The organism is Ligilactobacillus saerimneri (assembly GCF_036689625.1).
Classification (GTDB): domain Bacteria; phylum Bacillota; class Bacilli; order Lactobacillales; family Lactobacillaceae; genus Ligilactobacillus; species Ligilactobacillus saerimneri.
In genome coordinates this window covers 348,038-370,462 of sequence record NZ_CP144759.1, presented here as the reverse complement: position 1 = coordinate 370,462, position 22,425 = coordinate 348,038, and the positions used below count along the sequence as shown (strand labels likewise).

The 22,425-nt window shown below is 41.6% G+C and carries 24 protein-coding genes and 1 other RNA gene; 2 read left to right on the top strand and 23 right to left on the bottom strand.

Annotated elements, in window-relative coordinates:
• Positions 1–30: 30 nt before the first annotated feature.
• Positions 31–1,377: a DEAD/DEAH box helicase family protein gene (locus tag V3C97_RS01740; RefSeq protein WP_338434328.1), complete on the bottom strand. Its 1,347-nt coding sequence runs from the start codon at positions 1,375–1,377 to the stop codon at positions 31–33.
• 87 nt (positions 1,378–1,464) lie between these two features.
• On the opposite strand from V3C97_RS01740, the gene V3C97_RS01735 reads away from it, so the two are divergent.
• Entirely contained in the window at positions 1,465–2,121 is a 657-nt protein-coding gene (locus tag V3C97_RS01735) for a YigZ family protein (RefSeq protein WP_268889086.1), read from the top strand.
• A gap of 55 nt (positions 2,122–2,176) precedes the next feature.
• Here the strand turns inward: V3C97_RS01735 and V3C97_RS01730 are convergent, their stop codons facing one another.
• The 4 genes from V3C97_RS01730 to V3C97_RS01715 form a co-directional block, all read right to left on the bottom strand.
• Positions 2,177–4,009, bottom strand: a complete 1,833-nt coding sequence (locus V3C97_RS01730) for an APC family permease (RefSeq protein WP_338434327.1) — start codon at positions 4,007–4,009, stop codon at positions 2,177–2,179.
• 297 nt (positions 4,010–4,306) lie between these two features.
• Complete coding sequence (gene groL, locus V3C97_RS01725) at positions 4,307–5,929, bottom strand: chaperonin GroEL (RefSeq protein WP_338434326.1); 1,623 nt, start codon at positions 5,927–5,929, stop codon at positions 4,307–4,309.
• 37 nt (positions 5,930–5,966) lie between these two features.
• Complete coding sequence (gene groES / locus V3C97_RS01720; RefSeq protein WP_027826971.1) at positions 5,967–6,251, bottom strand: co-chaperone GroES; 285 nt, start codon at positions 6,249–6,251, stop codon at positions 5,967–5,969.
• 199 nt (positions 6,252–6,450) lie between these two features.
• Positions 6,451–7,107: a redox-sensing transcriptional repressor Rex gene (locus V3C97_RS01715; RefSeq protein WP_216543642.1), complete on the bottom strand. Its 657-nt coding sequence runs from the start codon at positions 7,105–7,107 to the stop codon at positions 6,451–6,453.
• A gap of 98 nt (positions 7,108–7,205) precedes the next feature.
• Between V3C97_RS01715 and V3C97_RS01710 the strand changes: the two genes are divergently transcribed.
• Positions 7,206–9,152, top strand: a complete 1,947-nt coding sequence (locus V3C97_RS01710) for an ABC-F family ATP-binding cassette domain-containing protein (RefSeq protein WP_338434325.1) — start codon at positions 7,206–7,208, stop codon at positions 9,150–9,152.
• A gap of 54 nt (positions 9,153–9,206) precedes the next feature.
• On the opposite strand, the gene tsaD is transcribed toward V3C97_RS01710, so the two are convergent.
• The 18 genes from tsaD to V3C97_RS01620 all read right to left on the bottom strand — a co-directional run bounded on the left by tsaD (position 9,207) and on the right by V3C97_RS01620 (position 22,390).
• Positions 9,207–10,250 carry a tRNA (adenosine(37)-N6)-threonylcarbamoyltransferase complex transferase subunit TsaD gene (tsaD, locus tag V3C97_RS01705; RefSeq protein WP_394806767.1) on the bottom strand — a complete coding sequence of 348 codons (1,044 nt, stop codon included), beginning with the start codon at positions 10,248–10,250 and terminating at the stop codon, positions 9,207–9,209.
• A gap of 16 nt (positions 10,251–10,266) precedes the next feature.
• Positions 10,267–10,785, bottom strand: a complete 519-nt coding sequence (locus V3C97_RS01700; RefSeq protein ID WP_027826967.1) for a GNAT family N-acetyltransferase — start codon at positions 10,783–10,785, stop codon at positions 10,267–10,269.
• Positions 10,769–11,491, bottom strand: coding sequence for a tRNA (adenosine(37)-N6)-threonylcarbamoyltransferase complex dimerization subunit type 1 TsaB (gene tsaB / locus V3C97_RS01695; protein WP_338434324.1), 723 nt, complete (start codon positions 11,489–11,491; stop codon positions 10,769–10,771). The genes V3C97_RS01700 and tsaB overlap by 17 nt, the downstream gene beginning before the upstream one ends.
• Positions 11,492–11,570: 79 nt before the next feature.
• Positions 11,571–12,950 carry a class II fumarate hydratase gene (locus V3C97_RS01690; RefSeq protein WP_338434323.1) on the bottom strand — a complete coding sequence of 460 codons (1,380 nt, stop codon included), beginning with the start codon at positions 12,948–12,950 and terminating at the stop codon, positions 11,571–11,573.
• A complete protein-coding gene (locus V3C97_RS01685) occupies positions 12,951–13,697 on the bottom strand; it encodes an acyl-[acyl-carrier-protein] thioesterase (RefSeq protein WP_338434322.1) in 747 nt (248 codons plus the stop codon).
• 23 nt (positions 13,698–13,720) lie between these two features.
• The gene (gene rsmI / locus V3C97_RS01680) at positions 13,721–14,605 is read right to left on the bottom strand and encodes a 16S rRNA (cytidine(1402)-2'-O)-methyltransferase (RefSeq protein ID WP_009553186.1); all 885 of its coding nucleotides are present in this window, start codon (positions 14,603–14,605) and stop codon (positions 13,721–13,723) included.
• Positions 14,605–14,946, bottom strand: coding sequence for a DNA replication initiation control protein YabA (locus V3C97_RS01675; protein WP_027826963.1), 342 nt, complete (start codon positions 14,944–14,946; stop codon positions 14,605–14,607). The genes rsmI and V3C97_RS01675 overlap by 1 nt, the downstream gene beginning before the upstream one ends.
• A 5-nt stretch (positions 14,947–14,951) precedes the next feature.
• Complete coding sequence (gene holB / locus V3C97_RS01670; RefSeq protein WP_338434321.1) at positions 14,952–15,953, bottom strand: DNA polymerase III subunit delta'; 1,002 nt, start codon at positions 15,951–15,953, stop codon at positions 14,952–14,954.
• 16 nt (positions 15,954–15,969) lie between these two features.
• Positions 15,970–16,611: a dTMP kinase gene (gene tmk / locus V3C97_RS01665; protein ID WP_338434320.1), complete on the bottom strand. Its 642-nt coding sequence runs from the start codon at positions 16,609–16,611 to the stop codon at positions 15,970–15,972.
• 170 nt (positions 16,612–16,781) lie between these two features.
• Positions 16,782–17,600 (bottom strand): SPFH domain-containing protein, encoded by an 819-nt coding sequence (locus V3C97_RS01660; protein ID WP_216543654.1) that lies wholly within the window; start codon positions 17,598–17,600, stop codon positions 16,782–16,784.
• Positions 17,601–17,960, bottom strand: coding sequence for an Arc family DNA-binding protein (locus V3C97_RS01655; RefSeq protein ID WP_009553198.1), 360 nt, complete (start codon positions 17,958–17,960; stop codon positions 17,601–17,603).
• A gap of 120 nt (positions 17,961–18,080) precedes the next feature.
• Positions 18,081–18,323, bottom strand: a complete 243-nt coding sequence (locus V3C97_RS01650) for a YaaL family protein (RefSeq protein WP_009553200.1) — start codon at positions 18,321–18,323, stop codon at positions 18,081–18,083.
• A 9-nt stretch (positions 18,324–18,332) separates the two neighbouring features.
• Complete coding sequence (gene recR / locus V3C97_RS01645; RefSeq protein WP_338434319.1) at positions 18,333–18,932, bottom strand: recombination mediator RecR; 600 nt, start codon at positions 18,930–18,932, stop codon at positions 18,333–18,335.
• Positions 18,933–18,956: 24 nt separating this feature from the next.
• Entirely contained in the window at positions 18,957–19,268 is a 312-nt protein-coding gene (locus V3C97_RS01640; RefSeq protein WP_278838577.1) for a YbaB/EbfC family nucleoid-associated protein, read from the bottom strand.
• 22 nt (positions 19,269–19,290) lie between these two features.
• On the bottom strand, positions 19,291–21,033 hold the full coding sequence (gene dnaX / locus V3C97_RS01635) for a DNA polymerase III subunit gamma/tau (protein ID WP_338434318.1): 1,743 nt from the start codon (positions 21,031–21,033) through the stop codon (positions 19,291–19,293).
• A gap of 79 nt (positions 21,034–21,112) precedes the next feature.
• Positions 21,113–21,211: signal recognition particle sRNA small type (gene ffs, locus V3C97_RS01630), an RNA gene on the bottom strand.
• 28 nt (positions 21,212–21,239) lie between these two features.
• Positions 21,240–21,773: a tRNA adenosine(34) deaminase TadA gene (gene tadA, locus V3C97_RS01625; RefSeq protein WP_317294417.1), complete on the bottom strand. Its 534-nt coding sequence runs from the start codon at positions 21,771–21,773 to the stop codon at positions 21,240–21,242.
• 14 nt (positions 21,774–21,787) lie between these two features.
• Complete coding sequence (locus V3C97_RS01620) at positions 21,788–22,390, bottom strand: class I SAM-dependent methyltransferase (protein ID WP_338434317.1); 603 nt, start codon at positions 22,388–22,390, stop codon at positions 21,788–21,790.
• Positions 22,391–22,425 lie beyond the last annotated feature (35 nt).

Genomic DNA, 22,425 nt, shown 5'->3' with positions numbered 1-22,425 from the left:
AAAGTAACTGTTGGCATAATAAACACCGTTTCATTTTGTCACCAAATTTTTCCCCTGCCGATTGAGAAAAGCAATCTCCCGCCGAGCTCGTTTTAGCGCCCGTGTATATTGCTGACATACTGCCAAAACTTCCCCTGTTGGCGCAGCACTCTTTCGCCCTACTCGTCCTGCAATTTGAATTAAGGTGTTAGCGGTAAAATGTCTAGCATTCGCCGCCAAAATCAGTACCTGGAGGTTAGGAAAAGTCACTCCGCGTTCTAATATAGTTGTTGTCACTAAAAATGTATATTCACGGTTACGAAAAGCCGCCACTTTTTGAACCCGAAACGGATCTCCCGCATGAACCGTTGTTCCCCGAATGGAACTTGTTGTTAGGTGGTGCTTGATGTAGCGATAAATCATTTCCAATTGTTCCACCACAGCCACAAAGACTAAAAAAGGATAGCCCGCTTGAACCCAGCGCGCAATTGTGTTCATCCACCACACATAACGCTGGGTTTGTCCTGCTAAAATCGCCGGAGTGGTTGAGCACACTTTAATGGTTAGCTGCGGAAGTGGTTGCTGGTGAAAGCGCAAGGGCAGAACTGCCAACTCTTTATTAGCATCACGACGAAATGTCCGTACTAGTTTCGCTGGTGGAGTAGCCGTTAATTGGCACGTCACACCAGTAGCTTTCCGGGCCCGCTGGACAGCCTGGTGCAACAACTGATTATTAACAAATGGATAAGCGTCAACTTCATCGATAATAATCAAATCGAAAGCTGCCACAAAATGTAATAATTGTTGAACTGTACACACTGTGAGCTGTCGGTATTGATACGGAATCTGTGCTTGCCCATGCTGAAGTAAAATTGATACTGTGGGGAAAGCCTGCTGTAAGCGTGGATACAGTTCATTACAAACATCAATTCGGGGTGTCACAAAGGCAATTCGCCACTGTTTTTCTAAGGCCCACGCCAAGCTAGCAAAAGTTATTTCCGTTTTGCCCGCTCCCGTAACTGCCCACAAAAGAAAGTCGTGTTGAGCTTGAACAGCCTTTAACATCTGGCTACTACATTTTTGTTGTAAGTTAGACAGTTGTCCTGTCCAGGCTAAAACAGGCTGGGTAGGTTGAGCAAAATGATTTGGTTCTGGAATAGTGTATAATGTATCTGCAGAAGTAAGCCGTCCCAAGGTAATACAGTTTGAACAGTAAATTTCTCCTGACGGTAACTTATTTTCTTTTTCACTTAGCCAACTTTGGCAGCGCGCACAGCGCCATTTTCTCTTACCCAGTCGAACTATCGCTGGTTGTTTCTGGCATTTCTCTGGGATAACTCTGGGTCCTGCTTTAACCGCGCGTCCATAAAAACTACTAATGGCTTGCTCATCTTTCATGATATTTCCTCCTTAACATATAACTACGAAATATCTATTACTTATAAACAAGCCAAGCATACTAACTTATGAAAGGAATATTGCGTAATGCTTCAAGAAAACTACATTACTCTCAAAGAAAACGGCCACGCTCAAATTGTAATCCGCAAATCAGAATTCATTTGTAGCTTGGCCCGTGTAACTACCGAAGAAGAAGCGCAGGCGTTTATCGCCCAAGTTCGTAAAGAGCACTATAAGGCTACCCATAACTGCTTTGCCTACGTTTTGGGGATGCATGACGAGATCCAACGCCAAAGCGATGACGGTGAGCCTTCTGGAACTGCAGGTGTTCCCATTCTCAAAGTTCTCCAAAATCTCGCCGTTCGCAATGTCTGTGCTGTGGTCACACGTTACTTCGGTGGCATCAAGCTTGGGGCTGGTGGGTTGATTCGTGCATATAGCAATGCTACTTCCCATGCGTTAACAGAAATTGGTCTTGTCCGTCGAGTTGTTCAGCAACAGGTTTTCTTTACCATTGCTTATCCCCTCCTCGGAAAATTACAAAACTATTTAGAAAATAAAAACATTAGTATCCTGGACACCCAATTTACTGATCAAGTCACCCTTGAAATCGCTATTGATGAAGAACAGAGCTCTACATTGCAACAACAGGTATATGACTTTCTCAACGCCCAAGTTACCATCACCACCGGTGACTTGATTTATAACGAACTACCTTATGATCCTCATCAAACAGAACAATAAAATTCAAAACAGGGGCAACCTGGTAATCCATTACCAAGTTGCCCCTGTTTTTAAGCTATTCATCTAAATGATAATTATACGTGGAAACAATAATGTTTTCCCGTGAATTAAGGGTTGCCCGTAGTTTCAGGCTTGTTTGATTGTGCAAAGCCATTTGCCACGGTTTCTTTGGAATAAACTGTGGTACTAATACTGTCACTGTATAGTTACGTTTAGCTGCATTGGAAGCAATCACGTCTGCAAACCGTAACACTGGTTTCGCCACAGAACGATACGAAGAATGAATATTTACAAAGCGTACATCTGGAAAGGCTTGTTTAAACTCTTCTTCAGTTTCTTTTTCCTTTTGGGGATTAGTATCAAAAGAAACGTGCATAGCAATCACATAATCTCCAATTGACCGCGCATAATTAATCGCTCCGGTAGTAACATGCGTTACGCTGCTAACCAAAACGATCACTGTTGAGCCATCGTAATCATAAAGTTGGGGTACTTCTGTATTTAACCGCAACTGTTCTGCAACTGATTGATAATGACTGTGGATCTTGTAAAAACCAAATAATAACACCGGCATAATAATCAAGTATGGCCAAACATTTTCAAAGTGCAAGCAGAACAAGAAAATGACTAACGCCAATGAAATCAAGGCCCCTAAGAGGTTAATCAAGGAGTTGAAAATCCAATGTTTTCCCCGATGTTTAAACCAATGCACAATCATCCCTGATTGTGACAGAGTAAAGGGAACGAAGACCCCTACTGCATACAAGGGAATTAAAGAATTGGTTGAGCCATTAAAGATCAAAATCAAGGCAATTGCGCCAATAGCTAAGGCAATAATCCCATTAGAGTACCCTAGTCGGTCCCCTTTATCCATGAATTGTCGAGGAACAAATTTATCTTTAGCAAGGTTATATGCCAAAATAGGGAAAGCTGAGAACCCCGTATTGGCCGCAACTGCCAGGATCATAGCAGTTGCCAGCTGTAATAGATAAAAAAGTACCCCATGTCCAAAGACAGCGATCCCAATTTGAGAAAGTACCGTTTGCTTGTTATTAGGCATGACGCCCAAATAATAGCTTAAGAAAATAATTCCCGCAAAAATTGATGCCAAGATCAATGACATAATCGCTAAAGTGTTAGCAGCATTTTTGCTCTTTGGTTGCTTAAAGTTAGGCACAGCATTGCTGATAGCTTCGACCCCCGTCAATGAGGATGATCCAGCTGAGAAAGCCCGTAAAAATAGTACTAAGCTCATGCCTGGAACAGTCTCACCGATATGAGCTGCCCCTTGGAACTCTACATTTCCCGTTACAATATTATATAAACCTGCGCCTACCAAAAGGGCCATCATAATCACAAACGAGTACACTGGCACGGTTAAGAAAGAAGCTGATTCACGCATTCCACGAAGATTGAGAATCATGATAAACAAAACGATTAAGATCGAAATAGTAATGGCATACTTTCTTAATCCCGGTAGGGCAGAAGTGATTGCTTCAGTACCTGAGGTGACTGAAACGGCCACAGTTAGCATATAATCAACCAACAAGGAACCACCAGCTACAAGCCCTGCATTGGTCCCCCAGTTCTCTGTTGCAACCACATATGCACCCCCGCCAGAGGGGTATGCATGAATAATCTGTCGGTACGACATTGTAATTGCAAAAAGTAATACCAGAACAATTAGGGCTGCTGGTAAGGCATACCATGTTGCTGCTGCTGACAATACTAACAGTACAGTCGTAATTTGCTCTGGTCCATATGCTACGGATGACAAGGCGTCAGACGAAAGGAGCGCCAATGCCTTGAACTTGGTCAGTGACTGGCCACTTTCTTCTTCTGTTTTCAGTGGTTCACCGATTAAAAAGCGTTTAATGTAGCGCCACATTATAATCCTCCTAAAAGTAACAAATCAACTAATATCACTATATTGCAATATTTAGCTAAAAGTCAAAAAAATTTGGTAGCGTTTTAGCTACACAAATGGCAATTCTACTATTAGACATTAAATAATGCTTAACAAACCATAATATTGTACCCAACTTCCCCTATGCTTGCAAGTTACTATAAAAAAGTGCACCATAAGGTCTCCTTAAACACTAGCTTCTTTCCAGCATTCATTAGGAGCACTTTACAGTGCACTCTTTCAGCATATTAGTTATTTATACAGTTATATATCAGTTTATTACATCATGCCGCCCATGCCAGCACCAGGTTGTGGTGCAACTGGCGCATGTTCTTCTGGCTTATCAGCCACAACTGCTTCAGTAGTTAACAATACCGCTGAAACACTAGCTGCGTTTTGCAATGCAGAACGAGTTACCTTAGTTGGATCAATGATCCCAGCTTCAACCATATCAACCCATTCATCAGTAGCTGCATTGTAACCAACGCCTGGCTTTTCACTCTTTAACTTTTCAACGATGACAGAACCTTCTTTACCAGCATTTTGGGCAATTTGCCGAACTGGTTCTTCCAAGGCGCGCTTAACAATATTGATCCCTGTTTGTTCATCGCCTTCAGCATGTAATTCAGCCACGGCAGAAATTACATTAACTAAAGCAGTACCACCACCAGGAACAAAGCCTTCTTCAACCGCTGCCCGTGTAGCGTTCAAAGCATCTTCAATTCTGTACTTACGTTCCTTCAATTCTGTATCAGTAGCAGCACCAACCTTGATAACAGCTACCCCACCAGAGAGCTTAGCTAACCGTTCTTGGAGCTTTTCTCTGTCAAATTCAGAAGTAGTTTCACCGATTTGCTTCTTCAATTGGTCAATCCGTTCAGCAATAGCAGCCTTATCGCCTGCACCTTCAACCACCGTTGTGCTGTCCTTTGTAACAGTAACTTTGCCTGCTGTCCCTAATTGATCGAGAGTCGTGTCTTTCAATTGCAAACCAAGGTCATCAGTAATCACTGTTGCACCAGTTAAGATAGCAATATCTTGTAACATTGCCTTCCGCCGATCACCAAAACCAGGAGCCTTTACGGCGACTACATTAAATGTTCCCCGCATCTTGTTCAGAACTAATGTAGGTAAAGCTTCACCATCAACATCATCAGCAATGATCAACAATGCCCGACCTTGTTGAACAATTTGGTTCAATAGTGGCATCATTTCTTGGATGTTAGAAATCTTCTTGTCAGTCAACAAGATGTAAGGCTTGTCCAAGTTAGCTTCCATCTTGTCATCATCAGTTACCATATATTGGGATAAGTAACCGCGATCAAATTGCATCCCTTCAACGACATCAAGGGATGTATCAATCCCTTTAGATTCTTCAATAGAGATGACACCATCATTGCCAACCTTTTCCATTGCGTCAGCAATTAAATTACCAACTTCTTCACTAGCTGAAGAAATAGCTGCAACTTGAGCAATGTCAGACTTGGATTCTACCTTGTGAGCCATCTTGTGGAGGGCATCAACAGCAACCTTAGTTGCCTTTTCAATCCCCCGCCGAATGCCAACAGGGTTTGCCCCTGCAGTAACATTCTTCATTCCTTCATTTACAATTGCTTGGGTCAATACGGTAGCAGTTGTTGTCCCGTCCCCAGCAATATCATTGGTCTTTTGGGCAACTTCAGAAACTAACTTTGCCCCCATGTTTTCAAAGTGATCTTCTAATTCAATTGCCTTAGCAATAGTAACCCCGTCATTTGTACTTGTTGGGGCACCGTAAGATTGTTCAACGACAACGTTCCGTCCCTTAGGACCGATAGTTGTCTTTACAGTATTAGCTAACTTATCTACACCAGCAAGCATTTTTGCCCGTGCATCTTCACCAAACTTAATTTCTTTTGCCATTCTTAATTACACCTCGTTAAAACAATTTTTCGTTTAATTACTCAATAATTGCCATGATGTCATTGGCCCGTACTACCAAGTATTCTTGGTCTTCATACTTAACGTTAGTCCCGGCGTACTTATCAAAAATAACCTTGTCGCCCTTCTTTACACTTGGAGCAACCTTTGCGCCGTTATCGAGGGTCCGTCCTTCACCAACAGCCACTACTGTGCCTTGAGTTGGCTTGTCCTTAGCGTTACTTGCCAGAACCAAGCTTCCAACTTTCATTTCTTCTTCCTTTTGAACTTCTAAGATCACACGATCTCCTAATGGTTTAAGCACTTGTTATCCCTCCAAAATTTGTGATTAGCAGTCTAGCACTTTGAGTGCTAACTGATTACAGTTATTACTATAACCATTTTCATTTTTAATTGCAAGCATTTTTTAGCACTTTTAACCTCCGAGTGCTAAAAAGTTGTCATACAAAAAGCAGAGTAGTTTGAACGTCCCGCCATACACTCTGCTCAGTCACAAAAGACAATTATTCTTTATTTGTTCCTTGCTGATCTAACGAGCGATGATTCAAAAAGTAAATCAAAGTTTGTAATTCACTCGTCAAATTTACATTTTGGACAATAACCGTTGCTGGCACATTGATTCTAGTTGGGGTAAAATTCATGATTCCTTCTACTCCAGCTGCGATCAGCTGATCTGTGACCGTCTGTGCTGCTGCTTCTGGAACTGTCAAAATTACCACCTTGATCGCTTGCTCTTGTAATTGGTTTTGCAACTCTGTTAATGGATAAACCCGAATGTCATCAATCGTAGTTCCCACCACAGCTGGATCAATATCAAATGCCGCTCGAATTGCAATATTATTGTCGCGGTGAAAATTAAAGTTCAATAACGCGTGGCCTAAGTTTCCGACCCCGACTAAGGCAACTTTGGTTACTTGGTCTTGCTTTAATATTTTTTTGAAAAAAGCTAATAAGTCAGCTACATCATACCCATAACCTCTTTTCCCCAATGTTCCAAAATGAGAAAAATCGCGGCGAATAGTCCGCGGATCAACCTTAACTCCAGCGGCAAATTCACTCGAGGAGATTCTTTTTTGGCCTGCATCTGCTAAAATGTTAAGGTATTGATAATAGATGGGTAACCGTTTTGCTGTTGCCCGCGGTATCTTCATATCAGCCATTGTCCTAGCTCCTTTTTTGCTATTATTTCTATTTAATTTTACCATAATAGATATAACCCTCACTGGACAATGCCACTCAAAATAAAGTAGGTGAAAAAATGATTTTATTACAAGCTCAAAATGTAGCTCGTTATTTCGGCGCTGACGTTTTGTTTGAAAATATCAATCTTGATATTCAAGACAATTCGCGGATTGCCCTAGTCGGGCGTAACGGAGTGGGTAAAACCACTTTGCTAAAAATGATCGTTGATGAAACCGAGCCTGATGCCGGCGAGATTGTTAAAAAGCACGGTATTACAATCGGCTACCTAGCTCAAAATTCAGGTCTGGAGTCTTCACGAACAATGCTAGCTGAGATGGAAAGTGTCTTCACTTATCTCAAAGAAATGGAACAACAAATCCATTCATTAGAAGAAAAAATGGCTGATCCTCAGTTGGCTGGTAGCCCCGAATATGAGCAAATCCTGCGGCGATATGACCAACTCCAGCATGATTTCAAGGAACAAAACGGCTACGGGTATGAGAATGAAATCAAGGCTGTGCTTCATGGCTTTCAATTCGAGCCAGCCGATTTCGACCGTCCTGTTTCTTCATTATCCGGTGGGCAAAAAACCCGCTTAGCTTTAGCCAAACTCCTTTTGGAAAAACGCGATTTATTGATTCTTGACGAACCAACCAACCACTTAGACATTGATACTTTGACATGGTTAGAAAATTATCTTCAAGCATACCACGGTGCGCTACTGATAGTTTCTCACGACCAATATTTCCTGGATAAAGTCGTCAACGAAGTATATGAAATTAGTCACCACCATTCCGCTTATTATAAAGGAAATTATAGTCACTATGTGACTGAACGCGAACAACGACAACTTAAAGCTTGGAAGGAATACGAAAAGCAACAAGTGGAAATCAAAAAAATGGAAGACTTTGTGCAAAAAAACATTGTTCGGGCTTCCACTACCAAGCGAGCTCAAAGCCGACGAAAACAGTTAGAAAAGATGGACCGCCTAGAACGTCCTACTAACGATTTGGAAGGTCCTCGTTTTGCATTTACAGCTGCTAAAACAAGTGGAAATGTCGTTTTAACAGTTGCTGATGCTGCTATTGGTTATAATGATCACGTAATTTCTGGTCCCATTAATATCGACCTTCGCAAACATAAACGGCTTGCCATTGTTGGACCTAATGGAATTGGGAAGTCTACTCTCCTCAAAAGTATCTTGGGTAAGATTCCTTTCTTAAAGGGAACAGCTAGTTTTGGAACTAACGTTCAAGTTGGCTACTATGACCAGGAGCAGCATAACTTGCATGATAAAAAGACCGTCCTCAATGAAATCTGGGATGATCATCCTTTAATGCCTGAAAAAGATGTTCGCTCTATTCTAGGATCATTCCTCTTCCGTGGCGATGATGTTATGAAAGTTGTCCATAACCTCTCGGGGGGAGAGAAAGCTCGCTTGTTGCTCACTAAATTAGCCTTAGATAAGGATAATTTTTTGATTCTAGACGAACCAACTAACCACCTTGATATTGACAGTAAAGAAGTGCTTGAAAAGGCTATTGAAGAATTCGATGGTACGGTCCTATTTGTCTCCCACGACCGCTACTTCATTAACAAAACTGCTTCAAGTGTATTGGAAATCACTCCCGAAGGTAGTACCCTTTACCTCGGTGACTATGACTATTATGTTCAGAAAAAAGCTGAACAAGAAGAAATACAGGCTGCTAAAGAAGCGGCCCAGCCTTCGACTGCACCGCAACCAGCACCCGTTTCCCAAAGCAAGCTTGACTATCAGCAAAGCAAGGAACTGCAACGTCAGCAACGGAAAGCAGAACGCACTGTTGCTAAATTAGAAGAACAACTTAACCATTTGGAAGAACAGAAAAATAGTCTGGAAAAACAAATGACTCAGCCAGAAAATTTCAATGATCCTGCTAAAATGTCTGCTTTACAGGTTAAATTGGATACTGTTACCTCACAGATTGAAACAACTGAGGAGCAATGGACTGAAGCAAGTATGGTTCTTGAATCATTCGAATAATTCTTCTAAATTAACTACAAAAAAAGCTGAGAACGCAATGTTCTCAGCTTTTTCCTATGGTAACATTCCTGACCGCCAGTCAAATTCCAAACTTGGATCAGCATTAAGGGCTAAATCTGCCCTTACCCCATGTTGCCAAGCAACATAACCTGCCGCTCCGATCATAGCAGCGTTGTCACCACATAAAGCTAACGGTGCCTTTAATAGTGCTACTTCCGGATGGTGCTTTTCCATCATCGCTGTTAGATCAGCCCGGAGGCCACTATTAGCAGCTACACCTCCTGCCAAAATCAACTGCCGTACCGGAAATTCTGTCAATGCCCGATCTGTCTTAGCCACCAGAACGTCAACTACGCTTTGTTGAAAACTAGCCGCTAAATCCGCGCGATTGAGTGCTTCGCCGATCTGATCAGCATGGTGCACAGTATTGATAAAAGCACTCTTCAAACCACTAAAACTAAAATCAAAATTTTCTTCTTTAACCATTGCCCGGGGGAAATGGAATGTATCTTGCCCTTGATGAGCCAACTCATCGATTTGCTTTCCGGCTGGATAGGTTAATCCCAAGACGCGCCCCACTTTGTCATAGGCTTCACCAGCAGCATCATCGCGTGTTTCTCCAATTATTTCAAATTGATTTGGTCCGGGTAAGTACACTAACTCCGTGTGCCCGCCTGAAACAAGTAATGCTAATGCTGGAAATTCAATTGGCGCCACAAAACGGGCCGCATAAATATGTCCCGCCATATGGTTAACCGGGATCAGAGGTAAGTTGTGGGCAAAAGCAACTGCTTTAGCAGCTGCTACCCCGACTAGTAAGGCTCCTACCAAACCAGGACCATAGGTAACAGCAACAGCTGTCAAATCATCATATGTGACCTGTGCTTCAGCCAAAGCATCATCAATACACAAAGTAATCTGTTCAATATGGTGCCGACTAGCAACTTCTGGAACCACTCCACCGAACCGCTTATGGCTCTTGATCTGCGTTGCCACGATATTAGACAAAATCTTATGCCCATCTTCTATTACGGCTACGCTTGTTTCATCACAGCTTGATTCAAATGCTAGGATTAAATTTCTTTCTTCATTTGCCACAATTCTCAATCCCCTACTATGCAATGGTATAAATCATATCATCAGAGTTAGTGTGATGGGTAAAACCAGCGACTGTAAATAAATTCTGACTATACGCATCATCCGCATCCACTAAAACTTTCACATACCGCAGACCCAAGTTTTCTGCCTTAGCTACAACCGTCTCCACCATCTTCTTGGCAATTCCCCGGTGACGAAATTCTTTAGCAACTCCAAGCCAGTCAATAATTACCTCCTGGCGATCAGTAAGGATCCGACAAATAATCGCCGCCACCAATTGATCCTCGTGTCGAACCACTAAAAATAGAGCATCTTTATGGTTTTGAACTTCACGTTCAACCACTTCCTTGGTTAAAGGTGGCAAATCACCATAAGTAATTTTATCCAAGCTAACCAATTCAGGCACATCTGGGACGATTGCTCTAGTCAGCAAGTATTTATACTTAGAAACTTCCACATTTTGATTATCAAAGTCAACTTCTTGTTTATGAGTTGGAATAAATTCATCCAACAAATTTTTAAGTTCTTTCAACATAGTTATCGTTTTCCTTTTCTGGGTGGCTTTCTTGCCATTGAATTTCTGCTTGGGTCAACCGGTGATACTCAGGAACAAAATTTGCAATCGTAACTGGCGCTTGCTTGCCACCTAGTAATCCCAAAACATATGCCTGAGGGTAATTGAAATTACCCTCACTTATCCGATAATCCAAGTCTAATTGTGCAAGTTGCTCTGCAAAATGAGCTACATCTGCCCCCACAAAACGCACCTTTACGCCTTTTTCTGTGAGAAATGAACATAGTTTAGTAAAAGCAATATGCTGGTCAGGAAGAACAGTTTGTAATTCTCCATCCTGATATTGGTAAATGCCAGCAAAAACATTGTCCCGCCTAGCATCAAAGAGCGGTACCAATAATTCTGAAGTATCTTGTGGCAGGGCAGCTGCTAACACTTTAAGACTAGATACTCCAACTAGTTCCTTATTCAACGTATCTGCCAATACCTTAGCAGTAGTCACTCCAATCCGTAATCCTGTATATGACCCTGGTCCCTGGGATACTACGAAACGATCAATTGCATCAATAGTTAAGTGACTTTGTTTAAGCATCTCATCAACTAGTGGCATCAAGTTTACACTATGATTTCTGCCGACGTTAGTCGTTACCTGAGCCAGTAGTTTTTTCTCAGATATAACAGCTACACTTAGTGAAGTATTAGCTGTATCAATTGCGAGAATCTTCATTATTTCTTATCTCCGTTGTTCTATTTACTTGATAAATCCAACAAGCTATTATACCGCCCATAACTGGAATGGCAAGCAGTTAGTCTATGCATTGGCTGTTAGTCATCGCCAATGGTTCAATCCATTGATCATATTCATCTGCAGTTAAATATCCCGACTGCAGGGCAGCCTGCCGTAATGTTAGCTGCTGACGCTGTGCTGTCAGTGCGATCTCAGCGCTTTTTTCATAACCAATATGTGGGCTAAGTGCAGTTACCAACATTAATGAATTGTCCACTAATTCATGCATTCGTTGTTGATTGACAGTTAACCCCCGCAAACAATGTTCTTCAAATGATGCGGTCACCCCTGCCAAAAGGTCTGCCGAAGCCAAGAAAGCTTGGATAATAACCGGCTTATAGACATTCATCTCAAAGTTTCCCTGACTAGCAGCAAATGTGATCGTGGTATCATTTCCCATAACAGTTGTTGCCGCCATTGTTAGGGCCTCAATCTGCGTCGGATTAACTTTACCTGGCATAATGGATGAACCTGGCTCATTAGCTGGAATAACTAATTCTTCATAACCAGCTCGCGGTCCGCTAGCCAAAAAACGAATATCATTACCGATCTTTATCAAGTCACTAGCTAACGATTTAAATATTCCGTGAATAATATTTATTCCCGTATGGTTTGCCAACCCTTGAAACTTATTGGGAGCACACACTAACTTTAACCGATAAATCTTGCCTAATTCAGTGACCATCGCCTGATCGAATCCTTCAGGAACATTCAATCCTGTTCCAATTGCTGTTCCCCCGATGGGCAATTCTGCTAGGAGCATTAAATTAGCTTGTAATGCCTGCCGGCTATGGTTTAAAGCTGCACGCCAACCTGAAATTTCTTGTCCAAAAGTCATTGGTACGGCGTCTTGTAAGTGAGTGCGACCAATTTTTACTACTTGCCAAAATTCTTCCTGTTTGCCCTTTAAAGTCTGGTCAACTTTTTCTAGCACCGTTAGTACTCGTTTAGTTTCCTGAAACGCCGCAATCTGCATTGCCGTAGGGAAAGTATCATTTGAGCTTTGTGCCATATTAACATGGTCGTTGGGATGTATAAGCAAATGGGGATCAAGCTCATGTGCCACATGACTGATCACTTCATTAACGTTCATATTGGACTGGGTGCCACTCCCAGTTTGATAAACTTTCAACGGGAACGAACTCATCATCTCTGGCATTGTCAAAATTTGATCACAAGCCTGCTCTATTAAAAGCGCCCGCCGTTCGTCTAGCTGTCCCAGTTGCTTATTAACCCGTGCAGCTGCCTTCTTAATATTGATCAGTGCACGTATCACAAGCTCCGGCATTACTGGACCTACGGCAAAATTGTGGCGGCTCCGTTCTGTTTGTGCTCCCCAAAGTGCCGTCTTTGGGACCTTGATTATGCCTAAACTATCATGTTCCTCTCTATACTCCATCTAATCTTCCTTTACTGGTTGCCAATGACATTCAGCCACACAGCTGATAGCATCATCATTGATGATCTCATGGTAAGTAACTAAGCCATTCTTAGCTACCCGGCTATGGACTGTATCTCCATATGCTACTTCTTTCTTATAGACAATATTTAAAGATACCAGATCATGTTGACTCAGAAAATCTTTATCCAAGGCATCCACCATCCAATCAATATAATGAATGTTATTGACGTGACGATTGATGTCAATATCTGTGTAACGAACGCGATAGGTCCGTTCATTATGCTCTGTAACTTCTCCTTGCATCTGTGGCTGTGACAATCGTTCAATCTTTGTTGTGTAGTCAGCACTATATGGATTAATAAACTCATCCACCAAGCGGACCATTTTTCTTTGCTTTAGATCCATCATCACAAAAACACTATGCATCTTGGCAACTTGCTTTCCCGATTGATCTTGAACAAAGAAATCCCGATAACAAAAATAGCGGTTATAACTTGTTGCTTGGGTAGTAATCGTTAATTCTTCTCCTACCCGTGGCATTCGGTCAACCGTTAATACATGCTGGGTCACAACCCAACCTAACCCTGCTTCCTTCATATTCTGTAAGGAAACGCCTAAATCATTGCTTTGATCATTCGATACAAGCATCAAGATATCACCTAATTTACCAACGTTTAGACGTCCTGTTAGGTCCGTATCGTAATAGACAACACGGTGTTGCTCACTATATTTTTTTCCTGGCATGTTAAATCTTCTTTCTGTAATCATTAATCCAAATGATGAAATTCATTGTACACAACTTGTCGAGCAACCTTATTTTCTTTTGCCACCCGTTTAATAGCTTGGTTGGGTTTCAACCCTTCCGCATCCATCAGTTGTGCCACCTGTTGAGCTAACGATAAGGTCTGGTCTACTACTGGTGTCATTGTTTCTGGATGATCATTACCAGCTAGAATAAGAACAAACTCCCCCTTAATCGGGTTAGTTTGCGCCCATTGGAGTGCATCAGCAACTGTCCCGCGCAAAAATTCTTCATACCGTTTAGTCAGTTCCCGACATAAAACAATTTGACGCTCTGTCCCACATATTGTAGCAATATTTTGTAAAGTTTTTGCTAAGCGATGGGGTGCTTCATATAGAATGATCGAACATGTTTGCTGATTTAGTTTAGCCAGTTCCGCTTGTTGCTGTCCTGTTTTGCGAGGTAAGAAACCATAAAAGTAGAATGGTTGTGGAGCTAAACCAGAAGCAATCAGAGCTGTCAGTCCTGCATTGGGACCTGGTAATGGAACTACCGGGATCCCTGCTGCAATGCAGGCTACTACTAGTTCATGCCCCGGATCACTAATCGAAGGCATACCCGCGTCACTCACCTGAGCTACATCTTGTCCTGCTTGCATTTTGGCAACTAATTGGGGGATACGCTCCTGGGTATTGTGCTCATGGAAGCTAATTTGCGGTGTGGTAATTGCAAAATGTTGCAAAAGTTTGCCTGTATTTCGGGTGTCTTCAGCCGCAATCACATCAACTGCTTGCAAGACTTCTTGGGCCCGTACAGTCATATCGCCTAAATTTCCAATTGGAGTTGGCACTAAATAAAGACACCCAGTAACATTCTCTCCTTTAAAACTACTCTGTGCTTCGATTGCCATTACTTTCTCTCCCCATAGATAACATCTTGACAAAATACACATGGCTCATCATTTAAGCGACGTGAACCATACATATTATCTACATTGCACACATGAAATCCTTCTTCGTATAATTTTTCCAAATTTTTCCGTGACTTTGATAATTCTTTTGGTCCGCGACTCTTGTCCTTGGCTGCTAATTCTTGCAACCGCTCATGGATGTGCTGGTTTTCAATCTCTAATTCTGCATTCTTCTCCACGATTTTTTCCATTTCTTTTTTTATGACTTCAATATTTTGTAACAACATCCGTGCCTGTGCTTCAATTTCATCAATGCTATTAGCTAATTCTCTTTTATCCATTGTTGTCACCTCGACCCTGTTCCTGGCGTATAAAGATCCATCAGACGCAAGGTTAATTTTTCTAATATTGTCTGAAAACTAACGTTAACCGTTAAACTTCGTGATTGCTTCAGTACTAATTCTATCGCCGTTACTAAACGCGCTGTTTTTACTGTTCCTAGTGTTTCTATACTAGTTTCTGTAAAAACAACTTCTTCATCTTGCTCTAAATGCTGTAAAAGCAAATCTCGTGCCAGCAACATGACAAGTTGTAAGCAAAGTTCTCGTTCATCACGACCAACAATCTCCGGCATTAGCTTACTTTGGACAAGTACAAAGGCCATCGGATCATGCCGAATAACCATATTAAACCACTGCTGTGTTAATTTAACTAAACTATCAAAGTGTTCATTAGCTTGCAGCTGTTCAGCGGCTGGTACACTTTCTGTCACATTAGCTAGAATTCGAGCTTGCTTAGCTCCTATTCCGTTTTGAATTAGTTGCTGCTGCAATTGTTCTTTAGGTAAACGTGGTAGTTCTATTAACTGACACCGTGACAGAATAGTTGGTAATATCTGACTCGTGTTTGCAGAAAGTAAAAATGCCGTCACATCACCACTTGGTTCTTCCAAAAATTTCAATAAACTATTAGCAGCCCCGTTGGTCATACGCTCAGCTTCTTGAATGATAAAGACCTTCCGCCGACTCTCAACCCCACTTTTAGTAAATTCAGCTTTGAGAAAACGAATTTGGTCGACCTTAATCGATAAACCATCTGGAACTATCTCAACCACATCTGGATGGTTATGCTCTGCGATCCGCCGACATTCATTACAACGCCCACAAGGGACTCCTGCTCGAACTGCTTCACAAAAAATTCCTTGTGCTACCCATAGTGCCAGCGCTTTTTTCCCTACTCCTTGTGGCCCAGCAAACAGGTAGGCATGAACAAGCTTCTTCTGTGTTACTAACTGCGCAAAATGCTGACGTAATTGCGTTTGTGCTGTTGTTAAATTCTGTTCTGCCATCCTGTCTTCCCTCACTTTATTCTAAGTATTGACCAACCCGTTGACTAAGTTGTTGGGAAACGGCCGCTACGACCTCTGCTAATGGACGATTAGCATCAATTACTACATAACGGCTAGGATTTTCTTGCGCTAGCCGTTCATAGGCGGCATATGTTTCTTCATAAAAGCTCACGTCTTGTGAGTCCATCCGATCAATTTGGTCTTGACGATGATCCTTGATCCGCTCCAATCCTACTTGGGGCTGGATTTTAAAATAAAATGTCAGATCTGCTTCCAAGCCTTGCGTTGCAAACGAATTAATCGCTGCCACTTCATCAATCCCAATATGTCGTCCCGCTCCTTGATAAACCAATGAACTATCCACATAACGATCACAAAAGACCACCTTACCTGCAGCTAAAGCAGGTTCAATTGTTTCAACAACATGTTGTGAACGGGCGGCAGCGTATAACAGTGCTTCTGTTCGCGCAGCCATTTCAGTGTTCTTCTTATCTAAAATAATTGTCCGTACTGATTCTGCGATTCGGTTACCACCTGGTTCTCTAGTAAAAATGTAATTCTTTTTTCCAGTAGTTTCCAAATCTGCTTTGACCTGGTTCAAAACACTGGTCTTTCCGGAGCCGTCGAGCCCTTCAAACGTAATAAAAAGTCCCCGCACAACAAAAACCTCAATTCTCGCATAGTATCTAACTATTTATTTTATGAAAAAAACCGCCTGCTATCAACAGCAAATAAATGGTACCATCGGAGCTCATTTTCTTTGTTCAAATGTAAACAAAAAAGCCACGGTATTTCCGTAGCTTTTTTTCTGTACTTCATACTGTCTGCTTATTTCTTGTCTTGTGTTTCCAACATCTTTTGGATAACCGGAACTTTGCCTAGTTCCGTAATATCATCTTTGCTTAAAACCACCAAGTTTGTATCTGATTTTGCTAGGCTAGTAAATGCCTGAATGCTTTGATCCCGGAAATAGTTGCTATCAACTTGTTGCAATGCTGTTCGTATCTTTTCAATACGATAACTTTCCGCATCAGCCCGTTGCCGAGTCGCTTCTGCTTCAGCGCGAGCTGTTTCGACCAACGCTTTATTCTTGGCATCGGTAGTCAGCTTAATATTACGGGCTTCCCCTTCAGCACGTGCAATTGCTGCAATTCGCTCACGATCTGCTGTTAATTGTTTGTCCATAGCGCGTTGAATCTCTGTCGAAGGTGTTAGTTCATCAATATTAACCCGGTCAACATTGATACCATAGATATTAGTTAAATCCCCAATCGCACTTGCCAATTCGGCATTAATTTTGGAAGTTGATCCCAAAGCTTCATTCAACTCCATTCGCCCAATAATATCTCGGAGGTGTCCCCGCACTAATTGAGCCATTGATTCTACCGAATCTGTATTTTCATAGGTATATTTTTTAGCATCTGTCACGTGATAATTGAGCGTCACGCTAGCTTCAATATCCGCATTATCCTTTGTGATTACAGAATATTGTGCTAACCGCAATGGGTGCATTGCCAATTCAACTACCTGAATATTTTGCAAAAATGGAATGTAGAAGTGTAATCCCGCTTCCACACTGCGACTATACTTGCCTAACGTCTCTACTAAACCCTGACAATTCTGCTGTACAATTTTAACTCCTAACATTTAATCCCCTCCCAATTTCATTAGCGGTCGTAAAGTTAAAATATTCCCCACCGCTTCAATCACAATATAATCTTCAGTCGGTGTGTATTCTTGGTTTCCCTCAATTAAATAACGATAGTAAATCCCTTGCAAATGAACTAATCCATTCACTGCGTCAATCTGCTTAGCAGTAACCTTTTGCCCAATAAAATTACGTTGTTCTAGCGATGTACCGGTGGGGTGAACTGCTAGAGCCTGACTAATAATATCAACCACCGTACTATTGACACTCCGCTTATCAGCTTGTGCTTTTTCTTCTAACTGACGCTTTAGTGCCTGTGGTAGTCGAAGTAAAAAAGTAGTCATCTCACTTTGTCGCATATTTCATATTCCTCTATCTTTATGATATCTAAATGATATCATAAAGAACAAAAAAATCGTTTGAAAAAGCCTGATAATCTTTTCCAAACGATTTGTATACTAATTTTCATACATCCATCATCAGTGATCAATTACCGACGATTGGATATGACCTTTAATTTGACGCCTTTTTGCTTCTAAATAAAGAAAATAATATTTGGCTTTAGCTAATTCTGTTTCAGCCACCAATTGCTCATCACTATCATACACTGCCGCCTGCGTTTGGCGGGCGTTGTCCCAATTACGCTTAGCAGTATCAATATCAGCCAAGAGCATTTCGTCATATTGCTTCTTTAATTGCTGTTTCTTCCATAAACCAAACATCTTGATCCCTCACATCTCTTGCCGACCTTGCATTGCGCGCGCTAGGGTCATTTCATCTGCGTATTCAATATCGCTTCCCACAGCCAAACCATGTGCCAGCCGTGTAACCTTGATTTGAGCAGGCTTGATTAATCGCGATAAATACATTGCCGTTGCTTCACCCTCAGTAGTTGCATTTGTTGCTAGGATTACTTCTGTAATTTCCTCATGCTCCTGCAGCCGCTTCAATAAACTAGCAATGTTTAGGTCATCAGGCGTTGTCCCATCAGTCGGCGATAAAACCCCATGGAGGACATGATACAGTCCATGATATTCGTTCATTTTTTCAAATACCATCACGTCTTTAGGTTGCTCTACCACAATTAGCTGATGCTGGTCCCGTGTCTGATCCTGGCAGATTTCACACGGCTCATCTTCAGTAATATTGCCACAAATTTGACAATAGTGCAGGTCACGCTTAGCTGAAATCAAAGCTTTAGCAAACTTTGTAACATCTTCTTCATCCATATCTATGGTATAAAAAGCTAACCGCGTAGCGTTCTTATTACCAATTCCCGGCAAGCGCATATAACTTTCAATCAACTTCTCAATCGGTTCTGGATACTGCACCGTTTTCGCCCCTTTTAACTCAAATTATAGACCCGGGATATTTTGTGCATACTTTCCCATTGTCTTTTGGGTTTGACTATCAATTTGGCCCATCGCATCGTTGATAGCAGCCACCAACAAATCTTGTAACATTTCTACATCATCCGGATCTACTGCTTCCGGTTTGATTGTCAAATCAGTCATTTTACGGTCACCAGTAAATTTAACAACTACTAAATCTTCTGGCGCATGTCCTGTGAAAACCGTCGCATTTAACGTTTCCTGATCTTGTTTCATCTTCTTTTGCATTTGCTTAACTTGTTTCATCATTGCTGACATATTCATTCCACGCATCATTACATATTACCTCACTTTTAAATTAATCATTTTTAACTTTAACAATATCTTCCCCAAAAATTTTATTGGCTTCAGCGACTAGTGGCGCTACCGGTTGTGAAGCAGTAGGCGCCTCTTCTTTTGAGGAAGTTGTTGCCTGAGACTTCTGTTTCCCTTTATGCAGTTGGTCAACATAGGTTGTACGAATCTCTAGCCACTGGTCTTGCGGAATGAAAACCAGTTTAAATTCCCTGCCTAATAACAATTCTAATTGTTTAGTCACTGCAACCTGCAGTTCTTCATCTGCAATAGCCTTTTTACAAAGAAAACTCTGCTTAAACCCTAATAAGAGTTGGCTAGGGGCGGCTGCTAAGGGTTGGGCCACCGACATGATTGCCCGTTGTGGTATTGCCAATTGTGAGAGAACCTGGTCCCACACAGCTGTTACAGCTTGTTTATCCTCACGGGTTGCAGCTCGCAATACCGAATATACCCGCTCGAGATCAACCTTAATTTTAGCAATCGGCTTCCGTGTTACAGCTTGTGGTTTTACTTGAGAATTAACCTCGGTAACAGTAGCCCCTGGTTGACTTCGACGATTAAGTTCTTGCTTCAGCGTTGCCACTTCTTGTTGAAGTTGCTTAATTTCTGTTTGAAGTCCCGTATCCATCGTAGCAACCGGTGCTTGCTTGGGTGTCATTTGCGAAGCTTGTGTCAACTTGACAGTCATTACCTCTAAGTAGACAGATTGGTGTGTTGTGAACCGCATATTTTCTTGTTGTTCATTCAACACATCAATCATCTGATATAGACGATCAGCTGCTGTCGCCTGCGCAAATTCTTTAAAGCTATCGTCAATGACACCCATCCGATTTGCTTCAACAATTTCTGGTGCTTCTTGATACAGCAGTAAATCTCGACAATACATAATCAAGTCCTCAATCAAACGACTAGGATCTTTGCCATCCTGGAGTAGTTTCTGAATGGTTATCAACGCCGCTGCCGTGTCATGATTTAACACTTGAGCTAAATAATTATGTAATTCTTGTCGCGTTACACTTCCAGTTACTAATAAGGCATTATCTAATGTGACTTCGTTTTCACCAAATGATAAGACTTGATCTAGAATGCTCAATGCATCTCGCATTCCCCCTTCGGCTGCTTTAGCAATCACCTGCAAAGCCTGTTGATCATATTTAATCTCTTTTTGCTGAAGAATGTATTCCATACGGTGTAGCAACGCAGCTAATGTGATCCGCTTAAAATCAAACCGTTGGGTTCGGGAAATAATCGTTGCTGGAATCTTATGTGGTTCCGTAGTAGCTAAGATAAAAATTACATTAGCTGGGGGTTCTTCTAACGTTTTTAATAAGGCATTAAACGCACCCGTGGATAACATGTGAACTTCATCAATGATATAAACTTTATAGTCTGCTTGTGTCGGCGCATATTTTACTTTATCTCGTATGTCACGGATTTCTTCAACACCGTTGTTTGAAGCAGCATCAATTTCAATTACGTCGTTTAAACGGCCGGCTGTAATTGCCCGACAGGTTTCACATTCATTACATGGTTCGCCATCTTTTTGTTGGTGGCAATTAATTGCCTTAGCAAAAATTTTAGCAGCCGAAGTTTTTCCTGTTCCCCGCGGTCCACAAAAAAGATATGCATGGCTTGTTTGCTTCGTTACTAACGCGTTCCGCAACGTCTTAGTAATCAGTTCTTGCCCCACCAAATCAGCAAAACGCTGAGGACGCCATACCCGGTATAATGCTTGATAACTCATCCTGCATTCCTTCCCATTCTAATAAAACATTTCCCCCATTATAACAAAAAATCTCCTCGCCTTAACAGACCAGGAGCTTGCATTCATATCACAAAAGGCACATGCTGAACCAAACTTAGTGCTGCTTCCTTCCGGACCTGACACGGTTCGTAAGGACAACATTGCCTTAAGGCCTTGCGGCAAAATATATCTTAACACGATCACAATTATTTTTCCAGTATTGATTTATCTTTCTTTTGTTGCGCCAGCCTACGCTGCTGCTTCCTGATTTTTTGTTGTTTCCGAATATAGCGAAAGAAGTCACGCAAAATTTTAGCTGACGCTTCTTCCATAATTCCGTACTCAACCTGTGCCTGGTGATTGAAGCGTTTATCCCCTAACAAATTCATCAAACTCCCTGCACAACCTGCTTTGGGATCTTTAGTCCCATAATAAACTTCTGGAATTCGAGAATTGATAATTGCTCCACAGCACATTGCACATGGTTCCAAGGTAACAAATAACTGAGTATTTTCCAATCGCCATGATCCTGTGCGTAAACAAGCCTCTTCGATAGCCATCACTTCAGCATGATGAACCGCATCTTGACTGTGCTCACGCAGATTATGCCCTCGCCCAATAATTTCACCATCGTGAACAATTACACATCCAATGGGGATTTCACCTATGTTTTGAGCTTTCTTAGCTTCATACAACGCTTCCCGCATAAACTTGTACTTTTCAAATTCACTAAGCTCCATTTTCTTAATCCTTCCTATTTAATACTTTGCAAAATGAAGTACCCTTTATCCCGCGTCAAAGTTGTACAATTACCAAAAACTTCTAACATCTTCTTTTTAGCCGATGGAGCTCCCTGCTTCTTTTGAAGAACAATGGTTAAAGTCCCTCCTGGCAACAAGTGGGCATATGCTTCCGCTAAAATGGTATGTACTACTTGTTTTCCTGCTCGGACCGGCGGATTGGAAATGATCGCATCATAATCAGCATCTTCAACATCCTGGTAGCAGTTTGAAGGCCAGATTTTGACGTTCTTAATTTTGTTAATCGTAGCATTTCGTTGACATAACGCTAATGCCCGGTTATTAACATCTACCATATCAACTTGGCTTGCTGGGAAAGATTTTGCCAAAGCTAATCCAATCGGGCCATAGCCACATCCCACATCTAGAATTTTTGCTGCGGTAGTTAAGGTTGGTGCTACCGCAGTCAATAGCACACGACTACCATAATCCACAGTATTCTTAGAAAAAACACCATTATCAGTAATAAAAGTTAGTGTCTGATCCAGAAGTATAAAATCCCAGCGTTGTTCTGCATGATCTACATCTGGATTTTCTGTGTAATAATAATTTGGCATTTTTGTATCCTTTCTGTAATTTACGTTCATATTCT